At 68.3% G+C, this 12,096-nt stretch carries 9 protein-coding genes; 6 read left to right on the top strand and 3 right to left on the bottom strand.

Annotation, left to right across the window (positions count from 1 at the left end; genetic code table 11):
• The first annotated feature begins 28 nt into the window (after positions 1-28).
• The 4 genes from LLH23_19425 to purL all read left to right on the top strand — a co-directional run bounded on the left by LLH23_19425 (position 29) and on the right by purL (position 7,057).
• Positions 29-1,120 (top strand): carboxypeptidase-like regulatory domain-containing protein, encoded by a 1,092-nt coding sequence (locus LLH23_19425; protein MCE5240637.1) that lies wholly within the window; start codon positions 29-31, stop codon positions 1,118-1,120.
• A 243-nt stretch (positions 1,121-1,363) separates the two neighbouring features.
• Positions 1,364-3,886, top strand: coding sequence for a heparinase II/III family protein (locus LLH23_19420; GenBank protein MCE5240636.1), 2,523 nt, complete (start codon positions 1,364-1,366; stop codon positions 3,884-3,886).
• Positions 3,887-3,900: 14 nt separating this feature from the next.
• Positions 3,901-4,590 (top strand): epoxyqueuosine reductase, encoded by a 690-nt coding sequence (locus LLH23_19415; protein ID MCE5240635.1) that lies wholly within the window; start codon positions 3,901-3,903, stop codon positions 4,588-4,590.
• 103 nt (positions 4,591-4,693) lie between these two features.
• Entirely contained in the window at positions 4,694-7,057 is a 2,364-nt protein-coding gene (purL, locus tag LLH23_19410; protein ID MCE5240634.1) for a phosphoribosylformylglycinamidine synthase subunit PurL, read from the top strand.
• 138 nt (positions 7,058-7,195) lie between these two features.
• On the opposite strand, the gene LLH23_19405 is transcribed toward purL, so the two are convergent.
• Positions 7,196-7,990 (bottom strand): alkaline phosphatase family protein, encoded by a 795-nt coding sequence (locus tag LLH23_19405; GenBank protein MCE5240633.1) that lies wholly within the window; start codon positions 7,988-7,990, stop codon positions 7,196-7,198.
• Positions 7,983-9,353, bottom strand: a complete 1,371-nt coding sequence (locus LLH23_19400; GenBank protein MCE5240632.1) for a hypothetical protein — start codon at positions 9,351-9,353, stop codon at positions 7,983-7,985. The genes LLH23_19405 and LLH23_19400 overlap by 8 nt, the downstream gene beginning before the upstream one ends.
• A 173-nt stretch (positions 9,354-9,526) precedes the next feature.
• On the opposite strand from LLH23_19400, the gene LLH23_19395 reads away from it, so the two are divergent.
• Both LLH23_19395 and LLH23_19390 read left to right on the top strand, forming a co-directional pair.
• The gene (locus LLH23_19395; protein ID MCE5240631.1) at positions 9,527-10,558 is read left to right on the top strand and encodes a HEAT repeat domain-containing protein; all 1,032 of its coding nucleotides are present in this window, start codon (positions 9,527-9,529) and stop codon (positions 10,556-10,558) included.
• Positions 10,559-10,600: 42 nt separating this feature from the next.
• Positions 10,601-11,170, top strand: a complete 570-nt coding sequence (locus tag LLH23_19390; protein MCE5240630.1) for a type II secretion system F family protein — start codon at positions 10,601-10,603, stop codon at positions 11,168-11,170.
• A gap of 140 nt (positions 11,171-11,310) precedes the next feature.
• On the opposite strand, the gene LLH23_19385 is transcribed toward LLH23_19390, so the two are convergent.
• On the bottom strand, positions 11,311-12,087 hold the full coding sequence (locus LLH23_19385; GenBank protein ID MCE5240629.1) for an inositol monophosphatase: 777 nt from the start codon (positions 12,085-12,087) through the stop codon (positions 11,311-11,313).
• Positions 12,088-12,096: the final 9 nt, after the last annotated feature.

Here is a 12,096-nt window from a genome sequence, read left to right as displayed (position 1 = left end):
AGACACAGCCAGAAGGGATCAACCATCCATGACCCGATTGCTCGCCAGGCGTTCGCGCAGTGAAGTCAGCGCCCTATTCGCCGCTCTCGCGGTGCTGTGCTTGCTCTGCGGCTGCGGTGGGGGTGGCGACGGTGGCGGCGGGACGCCTGAGCCCGTGGTGGACACCGCCACGGTGCGGGGCACGGTCGTCGAAGCGGACAATGTGGCCATGGGCCTGGGTGGAGCGACGGTTCAGGCTCTGCAGCCTGTGGTTGCCGCCGGTGTCAGCCCGGCGGCCAGCACAGTGGTGGCCCAGACCACCACCGACTCCGGGGGCAACTTCGTCCTGCGCAACATCCCCGTCGGCACCGTGAGCATCCTCGTCGAGACCCCGGAAGAGGCCAGCTACGGCTCCCAGAGCATCACTGGGCTGCAACTGAACAAGGGCGATGATGTGCGACTGACGATCACCGTGCTGCCAGGCACGTCGGCCACGCCCACGGGCCTGAGCATCACACCGGCCGAGGCCGAGACGGACCTGCACGGCGAGCTGACCTTCACCAGCAGCGTGACCGGGTCCACGGGGGCGCTGGATGTGTCGCCCAGCTACTACGTCACCGGCGGGATCGGTGTGGTGAACAGGAGCGGCGTGTTCACCGCCACTCAGGCCGGAGCCGGGACGCTCGTCGCGGCGTGCGGCACGGCCCGCGCCTCGTCCAACATCACCGTCACGGCCCCCCGTGCCCCGGTCATCACGTTCTTCTCCCTGACCCCCGAGGAACTGGAAGCGACTGGCGGCAAGGTGAACATCACTGTGGCTGCCCGGGATGGCGACGGCATCGCGCAGGTGGTCGCGCGAGTATACAAGCCCGACTCAACCATCGAGACCGTCATCATGGAGCTCGACACGCGCACCGCAGGCACCTACTGGCTGCCCGAGGTACAGGATAGCGAGGGCGAGACCGGGCACTGGCTGATCTTGCCCGGCAACACCAACGCCTACGACGCTGACGGCGTGCAGGAGGCACAGCGCTACAGCATCCAGGTCATCGTCACCGACGGCAGCGGCGCGACCACCGCGACAGACTTCTACACCGTGACCGTTGCCGGCCTGGATAAGCCGCCGGGACCGTTTGACTGACGTCGGCGGGACGTGGCGCCCCAGCGGGTGTGCCCACGCAGTTCGGCGAGTTGGCACATGACGATCCGAGGCCGCTTGCCTGATCAGAGACCATCGCGGGGTGCCCGGCGCCGAGAGGCCGGACACCCCGTCTGCTTTGTGCCGTCCGTCAGTGTCGCTCGGTTGACCCCCACGGTGTCGTTCCGCGCGGTCGCCGGGATGCCGGTCACTGTGTAGAGATCCCCGCTCCCCAAGGAGGGCAAGATGCGTGTCCTGGTTGCCCTGTGCTGTGCTCTGCTGGTCTCTGTAGGCTCCGCGGCGCCCCCGCAGGTCATCTACGCGGAGAACGAGCCGGCTGCCGGCGCCAGCGCCGTCACGACGCAGCCCCACAGCGGGCAGCAGTGCCTGGAGTGGAAGCACGGCGCGAACGCGCGGATGAGCCTCGCGCAGGTCCCCCGTGACTGGACCCCCTGGGACACGCTGACCATGTGGCTGCGCACCGACACCCCGGAGGGGGCCTCGTGGATGCTCATCATCACCTCCGAGGACCCGGCCAAGGAGGGCGCGGACTACTACTCGGCGCACGTCAAGGTCAAGCCGGGCGACTGGCAGCGTGTGTCCCTGCGGCTCAAGGAGGACCTGGGCATCAACCGCTCGCCGCGCGGGTGGGATCAGATTGACAGCCTGGCCTTCACCGCCAGCGGCTGGGACCAGCAGCTCAACAAGGAAGCGGTGGTCTACGTGGACGATGTCCGGCTGGAGACACAGGGGCCGGTGGTCGGCCCCCGGCTCACCGACGAGGAGTTCTTCGGCGCGCTGAACTTCGACACGCCGGGGCTGGCGAAGGTCAAGGCGGCAACGGCCACAGGCGACTGGGCCGCCGCGCGCCGCGAGTACGTGGCGTACCTCAAGTCCCTGCCGCACCCGTGGAACTTCGACTGGAAGAGCAGGCCCACCCAGCCGCAGGCCAGGCCGAACACGCGCAGCGCCGATGAGGCGATGGCCCGGCGGTTCGTGGTCTGTAGCGTACCCTACGACTTCAAGGGCGGGGACATTGACTGGACCGTCAACCCGACCAACCCCGTGAACAACGAGTGGGTCTGGCAGTTCAGCCGCCACGGCTTCTGGACGACGTTGGGCCGCGCCTACTGGGACACGCTAGACGAGAAGTACGCCAAGGAGTTCGTCTGGCAGCTCGAAGACTGGATCCATGACTGCCCGGTGCCCGCGGGGCGGGTGGACAACGGGGCGGGCTCGCGCTGGCGCACCATCGAGTGCGGCATCCGCATGGCCGGCTCGTGGCCTAACTCCTTCTTCTACTTCCTGTCGTCGCCCAGCTTCACCGACGACGCGATCATTGACATGGTCAAGTCCATGGTGGAGCACGCGCGCTACCTGGCGCTCTACCCGACCACCGGCAACTGGCTGACCATGGAGTGCAACGGCCTGTACCATGTGGGGGCGCTGTTCCCGGAGTTCCAAGAAGCTGCCTCGTGGCGGGACACGGCTGTCGCGCGCTTGCACAAGGACCTCGACGTGCAGGTCTATCCCGATGGCGCGCAGATCGAGTTGGCGCCGGGCTACCACCAGGTGTCGCTCTACAACTTCCTGGGGCTGGTGCAGGTGGCCCAACTCACGGGGCAGACGCTGCCGGCCGACTACCTGGGCAAGCTGGAGCGCATGTGGGAGTACAACATGTGGCTGATGGGGCCCGACGGCGCCTCCCCGGCGTTCAATGACTCCGGACCGACCGACCTGAGGCGAACGCTGAACGACGGGCTGAAGCACTTCCCCGGGCGCGAGGACTGGAAATGGACCACCACGCGGGGCGCCGAGGGCAAGCCGCCCGCCGGGACCTCCCACGCCTGCCCGTGGGCCGGACAGTACATCATGCGCAGCGGCTGGGGCCCCGATGACCTGTGGTGCGTATTCGAGGCGGGGCCGTTCGGCTACGGCCACCAGCACGAGGACAAGCTCGGCTTCGTCATGAGCGCGTATGGCAGCCGGCTGGCCATAGACACCGGCGTCTACACGTACGACGCCTCGGACTGGCGGCGCTATGTGCTGGGGGCCACGGCACACAGCACAGTGTTCGTCGATGGGAAGGGCCAGGTGCGGCGCGGCGCCCCCCGCGAGACCTTCGTGAACAAGCAGGCCCAGACGAACCCGTGGTTCACGACGGAGGGGCTCGACTACGCCGTGGGGACGTATGACGAGGGCTTCGGCAAGGACAAGGAGCGCCTGGCGACCCAGCGGCGCGAGGTCGTCTTCGTCAAGCCCGACTACTGGCTGGTGATTGACACGCTGACGTCAGCCGACGCGCAGGCGCACGACTACACGGCATACTTCCACCTGCGGCCGGCGGCGGCGTCCGTTGTTCCGGGGACGCAGAACATCGTGACCGACAACGGCGACAAGGCGAACCTGGCGATCCTCCCGGTCCGCGTGGGCGCGGACGTCCCGGACGCGCTAACCGCCCAGGTCGTCCAGGGCCAGAAGGAGCCGTTCCTGCTGGGCTGGACGCTCAAGAGCGGCCTGGAGTGCGAGCCGATCCCGGTGGCGACATACACGTGGCGGGCGACCGCCCCGTCGCAGATCGCCTACGTGTTCTTCCCGCTGAAGCCGGGCGTGAAGGCGCTGCCGGTGGTGACGGCGATCCCGGGCGGGTTGGCTGTGAAGGTGGGGGAGAGAGTGGACGAGATCAAGCTGGGGGACAAGCCCCGCCTGCTCATCACGCGGCGACAGGGCGACCAGACAAGCGCGGCCATGCGAGTCGAGCTACCCTAGGGAACGCAGGACACATGGAGACACTCACCAACCAACTGACGGAACAGGGCGCAACTCTCGTCGGCTATGCCGATCTGTCTTCGGTGCCGGAAGAGGTCAGGCAGGGCTTCCCCCGGGCCGTCGCCATGGGTGTGGCCCTGGACCCCGGCATCATCGCGGCAGTGCGCGAGGGCCCCACACCAGAGTACTTTGCCGAGTACACGCGCACCAATGCGCTGCTGGACAGGCTGGCCGAGCGGGCGGCGAGCGTCCTGGAGGCGGCGGGCTTCGAGGCGACGCCCCTGACGGCCACGGGGGGCATCTCGATGGCCACGCTGTCGGCGCCCTTCCAGCACAAGACATCGGCCCGCCTGGCCGGCCTGGGCTGGATCGGCAAGTGCGCCCTGCTCATCAACCCGGACTATGGCTCGGCAGTCCGCTGGAACACGGTGCTGACCGATGCGCCACTGCCGACGGGTCCGGCGCCGCTGGAGGCGCGCTGCGGCGACTGCCAGGTGTGCATGGACGTGTGCCCGGGCCATGCCGCCTCGGGCCGCGTGTGGCAGGACGGCATGGCGCGCGAAGACTTCTGGGACCCGCGCGCGTGTGTCGAGGGCCTCAAGCGCGTGGCGACCGAGCGGGGGGTCACGCCGACCGTCTGTGGCATCTGCCTGGCCAACTGCCCGTACACGCTGGCGTACCTGCGGCGGGCCGGGGCGGTCTGAGCCAACCGCCAGTCGCTCCCGGCGGCGACGGGTTGCGCCAAAGCGCGCGGCGGGCTATATTAGAGGCACCCCCAGGTTTGTGCTCGAGAGGAACGATCCCTGAATGCAACTCGACGAACGACGTTTGCCGGTATCGCAGCTTGATGATGCAGGATTGCGCAAGTTCATGGATGGGCATGGCGTTGGCCTGACCGTGGAGGAGGCCAAGCAGATCGCCGGCTTCCTGGGCCGCGACCCGACCGTCGTCGAGATGTACATCTTCAACTCCGAGTGGAGCGAGCACTGCTCGTACAAGTCCAGCCGCTCGACCCTCAAGGAGTTCCTGCACACCACCGGCCCCAACGTCATCCTCGGCCCTGAAGAGGACGCTGGCATCGTCGAGTTCGCCTGGCTCGACGGCAAGCGCTACGGGATTGTCATGGCCCACGAAAGCCACAACCACCCCTCGCAGGTCCTGCCCAATGAAGGCGCGGCGACGGGCATCGGCGGCATCGTGCGCGATGTGGACTGCATGGGCGCGCGCGTCATCGCCACCGCCGACCCGCTACGCTTCGGCGACCCGGAGGGCAAGTGGTCCGACCGCACCAAGTGGATCGTCGGCGGCGTGGTGGACGGCATCTGGCAGTACGGTAACGCTCTCGGCGTGCCCTGCCTGGGCGGCGACGTGTACTTCTCGCCGACGTATGACGACAACTGCCTGGTCAATGTCGTGTCGCTGGGCCTCGTGGCCGAGGAGGACATCATCCACTCGCGCGTGCCCAGGGAAGCGGCCGACGTGCCCTATGACCTCATCCTGATCGGCAAGCCGACTGACGATTCCGGCTTTGGCGGCAGCGCCTTCGCCTCCAAGATCATCAGCGAGGAGGAGCAGGAGGAGAACCGGGGGGCGGTCCAGGTGCCCGACCCGTTCCTCAAGAACGTGCTGGCCATGCGCAAGGCCAATGAGGCCGTGCGACAGCGGGCCAAGGAATTGAGCATCCCCATCGGGATGAAGGACATCGGCGGCGGTGGGCTGGCTTGCGGCACGTCCGAGATCGTCGAGGCCGGCGGCTTCGGCGTGGATATCAACCTCGACGATGTCCACATGGCCCTGCCGGACATGCTGCCCGAGACCGTCTGCTGCGCGGAGACCCAGGAGCGCTATCTGCTGGCCGTGCCCGAGACGTTCACGCCCGAGGTCCTGCGCATCTACAACGAGGACTGGGACCTGCCCAACGTGTACGAGGGCGCGTGCGCGAAGGTCATCGGCAAGATCGTCACGGACCGGCGCTACCGGCTCATCATGGACGGGAAGATCGTCTGCGACGCGCCGATCGAGAAGGTCACCTCCGGCATCCAGTATCAGCGTGAGGAGAGCCCGAAGACCTACTCCGGTCAGGAGCCGGTCTTCCCGATGGTCAAGCTCCAGGAAGCGATCCTCAAGGTCCTGGCCCATGACAACGTGTGCTCGCGGCGGTACATCTACAGCGCGTACGACACCGAAGTGCAGGGCAACGCGGTCATCCGCCCCGGCGAGGCCGGCGCGGGCGTGTGCGCGCCGCTGGAGGGCAGCACGGCCGGCTGCGCGCTGTCCGTGGACGGCAACCCCTACTATGGCGACATCTCGCCGTACTGGGGCGGGGCCAATGCCGTGGCCGAGGCCATGCGCAACGTAGCTTCCGTGGGCGCGACGCCGGCGGCGCTGACGGACTGCCTGAACTTCGGCAACCCCGAGGTGCCCGAGCAGTTCTGGGAGTTCCGTGACGGTGTGCGCGGCCTGGCTGACGCCGCCAAGAACCTGTGGCTGAAGGGCTACGACAACACGCCGGTGCCCATCATCTCGGGCAATGTGAGCCTGTACAACGAGTCGGCGGCCGGCAGCGCCGTCTCACCCTCGGCGATCATCGCCTGCGTCGGCGTCATGCCCGACTACTCGAAGGCTGTGACGATGCAGTTCAAGCACGCCGGCGACAAGCTGTTCCTGGTCGGCCCGCGCAAGAACGAGCTCGGCGGCAGCGCCTTCTACCAGGCCATGGGCTTCGGCCTGGGCGCCAATGTCCCGCAGCTTGACTGGGAACAGGAGCGCAACATGATCTACGGCGTCATCGAAGCGATTGACGCCGGTCACGTCGCGGCCTGCACCGACATCTCGGATGGCGGCCTCATCACCGCCCTGTGCGAGATGGCCATCGGCGGGCACGCCAAGGGCCAGCTTGGCTTCGAGATCAAGCTCGATGAGATCGAGACGAACCTGCGGCCGGATGTCTTCCTGTTCAGCGAGTCCAGCGGCTTCGTGATGGAATGCCGCGCCGGTCACGACGACGCCCTGCGCGCGATCTTCGCGGAGAAGGGGCTGGGGTTGACCGAGTTGGGTGAGGTCGAGGACGAGCCGGAGATCGAGATCGAGATGGCCGATGGTGACGTCGAATTCGGCCTCGACGAGGCCCGTGAGGCGTGGACGAACGGGCTGGTGAAGGTGTTGAGATAGACGACGCAACCGGCCGTGGGTGTCGCGTCATGCGCGAGGGGACCCACGGCCGGCGCCACAGAAGGGGGAGGCGGCGGGACCTGCCGTGCTACGCCTCCACGCACGGCGAGCGGGGCTCGCCGTGGCACCCGCTGCCGCCTACGGGGCCAACCATGTGCACGGCACCAGCGCATCCTCGTCGGACTCGCTGCCGTGCGTGCCGCCCCGGTCGCAATCGTGCTGGCCGTGGTCGGCAGTGACGATGACCGCGTAGCCGAGGCCCACCAACTCCTCCACCATCCGCCCCAATCGCTCATCCGTTTCGCGCACGACAGGCAGGGCCTCGGGCGAGGACGGCCCGTGCTGGTGGAATACGTCGTCGGTGCTGCCGAGCTGCACGATGACGAACTCGGGTAGCTGCTCGCGCGCGAAGCCAAGGGTGATCTGCTCCACCTCGGCGTCGGTATTGCTCTCCGCAGTGCCCTGCAGGTCGGCGAAGCGGGCGAGGATCATCGAGCCGGTGTAGCCGACTCGGCCCACCCCGGCGCTGCGGCCGCCATGTGCCCGGACGGTGTCGAAGAGCGTCTCACACTGGAAGTCGCTCTCCCGGCTCTGCATGCCATGCACATCCAACTCCGCCCCCGTGACCATCGTCGAGAAGTTCACAGGAGTGATCGTGGGCATGACGGCCCGCAGCACCAGGCTGTGCTGCCGGTGCAGTCCGTCCAGGAACGGCATCTCGTGTCGCCATAGGGTGAACGGGTGCATCCCCAGCGCGTCCGGGGCCAGGACGGCCAGTCGCTCCGCCCCCTGCAAGTCGGCGACGATCTCGGGGATCGCCTTTGGAGCGCCAGCCACAGAAGCGCCGGCATCCTGCCGGCAGCCGTTCGGCGCCGGCAACCCCAAGACGGCCGCGATCGTCGGCGCCAGCTGCGTCAGTGAGTACTCAGACATGCTCGTGAATCCTCCGCAGAAACAGTAGTTGGCCTGGTTGCAGTGTGAGGCGCTGGGACGGCTGCGGGCTGGAGGCCCGCGGTCCCACTAACGACCACTGCCACGGCGACGTTACTGTCGCCGGGTTCTCGCCGTAGTTGGCCAGGACGAGATAGGTCTCGACATTGACGAAGAAGCTCGCCACGACCTCCGGCGGCAGGCGCCAGTCGAGGAGCGGGTTGGGCGGGACGTCCGTCCAGACGCGGCTGCCGGGCGTCACCATGGGCTGGTAGAGCGCGAAGGTGTCCATCCACGTCTGGCGCGCCTCGGCCCGCCCGGGGCAGCTATCCCACCAACCGTACGTGTGCGGCCCCTCCGGGCACTGGCGGAAGTGGCGCCCGATGGCGCGCATGTGGCGGGTCCAGAAGCAGCGCTCCTCGGGCTGGTAGGACACGCCGGGCACGGACGCCCGCTCGCCCGTCACCGGGCGTCCGTCCACCCGCAGCGGGAACTGCATGTACGGCACCGTATGCAGGTACAGGTCGTGCTCATCGGTGACCTGGGCGCGGCTCATGTCGGGACAGGGGACCACGTACGGCGGCAGGTCCTTGCTGTCATGGCGCAGCCTATCCAGCGACGCCACCGCTTCGCCGACCCAGAGGTAGTCGTACACCTGCGCACGGCCGGCGATCTGCGGCGGGAGGCCATGCACCTTGACGACACCCCCGCGCCGGTGGGCGAGGCTGTAGAGCTGCTCGAGCAGGTCGTCCACGGCGGCATGGGGCTGCGGGCCGGGACGCACCTGCCCCTCGGGCAGGGCCTCCGCGTCGCCACGGCGGTCGTAGCCCATGTCGTTGTAGAGCCCGTCGAAGCCGTGGCGGTCGAGCAGGCGCTCGACCTTGTCGAGCAGGTACGCCCGCCACTCCGGGCTGGCAGGCGAGCAGTGGGCATAGTCGAAGTACAGCTCCTGCAGGCGGTCGCGGTGCGGATCATACCAGCACTCCCGGAAGTCCGGGTCGCGCACATCGAAGTAGCCGCTGGAGATGTAGGGGATGATCTTCATGCCCAGGCTGTGCACGAGGTCCACGAACTGCTGGAGGCCCTCGGCGTCGTAGCTGCTGAACTTGTCGGCCCCCAGCAGGCGCTGAGAGTCGTTGAAGTCCTCGTGGATCTGGACCAGCTTCACCCCCGCCGCCGCCAGGCTGGCCAGTAGCTCCTCATCATACGGAGTAGGCGCGAGGGGCGTGGGGGCCGGGTACTCGCTCAGGTTGTAGACGACTTGGCCGGCCAGGTAGTCGGAGACGAAGTGCCCGGGCGCGTCGCCCAGGGCGGCGCTGATATCGGCGAGGTTCTGCAGGCGGCGGCGTTGCTCGGCGGCAGTCATGGCGATCACCTGGTGCGTGCGTTGGGAGTCACTTCGTTGCGGGGGTGCGACACTCCTGTCCGCACTGGCGGCGGGAGGTAGCCGTGCCGTCGAGGTCGAACCTTGGCCTTGTGAGGAAAGATACCCCTGCTCGTCCCCCCCGAGCCGGCGCCCTGGCTCATTTCTGGATCGGCGTGCCCGCCCTGGCGACGGCAGCCTGCCTGGTCGCCTTCGTGTGGCTGCTGATCGCCCGGCCGGTGCCCTCCCAGCCGCGCCTCTTTCTGGAGGCCGCTGCCGCCATCGGCTTCGTCGTCGGTAGCCTGGCCCTGGCCTCCGTCATCGGCGGGGCGGCGTTGCTGGAGGAACAGAGCGACGCCGAGCCCCTGCGCTTCCAGGAGGCCGGGTGGATCCTCGGTCTGCCCCTCGGGGTCATTCTGGCGCTGGCGCTGGTGTTCCCACGCCCGCCGACCCTCGAAGGCAGCGGCCTGATGGTCTATGCTCTCCCATTGGTGATCGCCACTGCGTTCACCGCAACGCTGTGGGCGGTCGTGACGCGGTTGGTGTTGCGCCAGAAGGGACTCACGCGCGACGACTACGCCTGCGCCGCAACGATGGCGCGCGAGCAGTACGCGCCGCTGGGGCGGCGCAAGCAGGCCTGGCGCGCGGCGCGCCAGCCCCAGAAGCTGACGGCGGAGGAAGCGCGGACGCACCTGCCGGACATCGTGTCCGCCCTGGCCGACCAACTGGACAGAGCGCGCGACGAGGCCGGAGGCAAGCACATCATCGAACTCCTGGGGCAACTGGGCGAGAAGACCGTCGGTCCGGAGCTGCTGGCCGCCTTGCAGTCCAAGCGGCCGGCGAACCGGCGCGCGGCGGCCGTGGCGCTCGGGAAGCTCAACCTGCCCGAGGCCGTGCCCGCCCTGGCCCAGGCCGCGACCGAGGACAAAGACACTGCGGTGCGCCGCGCCGCGGTGGTCGCCGCGGGCAAGCTGGAGAACCCGATGGCGCTGCCGGCGCTGCTGTTGGCCCTAGAGGACCGGGACATGGGCGTCCGGCAGTCCGCGTGCGTCGCGCTGGGGAAGCTGGGCGCTGTGGAGGCGCTCCCCGGGCTGGAGAAGGCCGTGCACGACGCGCGCCCGAGCGTGCAGACCTCCGCCGCCAGGGCCATCGAGCAAATCAGCGGTGCGGCGCCGCAGGTGGACGGCGAGACGAAGACGAAGTCGTAGACGACTCGTGCCGCACACAGCCTTCCTGTTGCGAGGTGCATGATGCCTACCGAGCCTCCGCAGATCACTAACGCCGAAATCGCTGCCTTCTGCCAGCAGTTCTCCAGCCTGACCCACGCCCAGCTCAACATCCTCGACATCTTCGAGGCCCTGCGGGAGCAGAGCGCCAACCCGCTCCTGCGCGAGATCGTCGACTCGGTGCGGGCCGATGTGGAGAACGGGCGGACCCTCGCCACGGCCTTCAGCCGCTATCCGAACGTGTTCTCGCCGTTCTTCATCAGCATGGTGCGGCAGGGGGAGCTGGAAGGCGAGCTGGACAAGTCCATGGGCGAGCTGGCCGAGCACTATGCCACGCGCCTGGAGGCCACGCCCGACACCAAGCGGCTGGAGGCCCCGAGCTATGACTGGGAAGCCGCCGCGCGCTCCTTCCAGTGGCTCTTCATCTGGGCCACCGCCCTCACGGCCTTCTGCCTGCTGGGCGCGGGGCTCATCTACTATGCCACGGTCCTGCGCGCGGTCGTCGGCGAGCCGCTGCCGAACGTCCTGATCCTCGTCTCGATCATCATGTTCCTCGGCGTGATCGTGTTTGCGGTGGGGAGGAAGAAGAGGTAGGGGGGAGGGTCGCGGTCGGTGACCGCTGCCACGGCATCGCGGTCGGTGACCGCTCCCACGGCATTGCGGTCGGTGACCGCTCCTACAGCCTGGGCTAACGTGGGGTGTGGGAGGGGTCACCGACCCCGACCGGCCACGCCTCACGCCTTCGGCGTCACCGCCGCGAGCATCCTCTCGTGGATCTGGCCCCCGGTGACCACCAACGCCGGCACCTTGGCCTTCGGGTCGAGGCCCTCGAAGCTCGCGAAGTCGCTGCCGTCGGTCTGCGTCACGACCGCCCCCGCCTCCTGGCACATCAGCAGCGCCGCCGCAATGTCATGGACATACCAGTGGTCGTGAATGACGGCGGCGAAGGTTCCGCCGGCCATCATGGCCAGCGCGTGGGCCGCGCTACCGTAGCAGCGCACCTTCTGCGGGAAGCTGAAGTGGTAGCGCTCGAGGATGCTGCTCGACAGGCACACGAGGTCCGTGCGGTTCATGTCCTCGGGGTCATACGCCTGCAGGCGCTGCCCGTTGTGATACGCCCCCCCGCCGCGCCAGGCCCACCACGTCTCGTCGGTCAGGGGCATGTAGAAGACCCCGGCCACCGGCTGCCCGCGGTGCGCCAGGCCGATGGACGCCCCCCAGATCGGCAGGCCGAAGACGAAGTTGCTGGTGCCGTCAATCGGGTCGAGGTACCAGACCCACTCGTTGTCCGGGGGCCCTTCGAGGCCCATTTCCTCGCCGTAGATCGTGTGGTCGGGCCAGTGGTGCCGCAGGTGGGCCCGGATGAGCTGCTCGCACTGGCTGTCGAAGCAGGTGACGAGGGTGCCGTCGTGCTTGTGCGTGCATGTGGCCGCGCCGAAGCCGGTCCGCGCATGGTCGCCGGCCTCGCGGGCCACGCCAATGATGATCTCCGTCGTGCGCTGCAAGTCCATACTCAGTGT

Source organism: bacterium (genome assembly GCA_021372615.1).
Lineage (GTDB): Bacteria > Armatimonadota > Zipacnadia > Zipacnadales > UBA11051 > JAJFUB01.
The sequence above is the reverse complement of the archived record's forward strand: the minus strand, read 5'-3'. Positions and strand labels throughout refer to the sequence as shown.

What these genes read in the sequence shown, in the direction of transcription:
- purL (MCE5240634.1), top strand. Translation starts at nt 4,694, where the DNA reads ATGCAACTCGACGAACGACGTTTGCCGGTATCGCAGCTTGATGATGCA.
- LLH23_19420 (MCE5240636.1), top strand. Translation starts at nt 1,364, where the DNA reads ATGCGTGTCCTGGTTGCCCTGTGCTGTGCTCTGCTGGTCTCTGTAGGC.
- LLH23_19405 (MCE5240633.1), bottom strand. Translation starts at nt 7,990, where the DNA reads ATGTCTGAGTACTCACTGACGCAGCTGGCGCCGACGATCGCGGCCGTC.
- LLH23_19425 (MCE5240637.1), top strand. Translation starts at nt 29, where the DNA reads ATGACCCGATTGCTCGCCAGGCGTTCGCGCAGTGAAGTCAGCGCCCTA.
- LLH23_19415 (MCE5240635.1), top strand. Translation starts at nt 3,901, where the DNA reads ATGGAGACACTCACCAACCAACTGACGGAACAGGGCGCAACTCTCGTC.
- LLH23_19385 (MCE5240629.1), bottom strand. Translation starts at nt 12,087, where the DNA reads ATGGACTTGCAGCGCACGACGGAGATCATCATTGGCGTGGCCCGCGAG.
- LLH23_19400 (MCE5240632.1), bottom strand. Translation starts at nt 9,353, where the DNA reads ATGACTGCCGCCGAGCAACGCCGCCGCCTGCAGAACCTCGCCGATATC.
- LLH23_19390 (MCE5240630.1), top strand. Translation starts at nt 10,601, where the DNA reads ATGCCTACCGAGCCTCCGCAGATCACTAACGCCGAAATCGCTGCCTTC.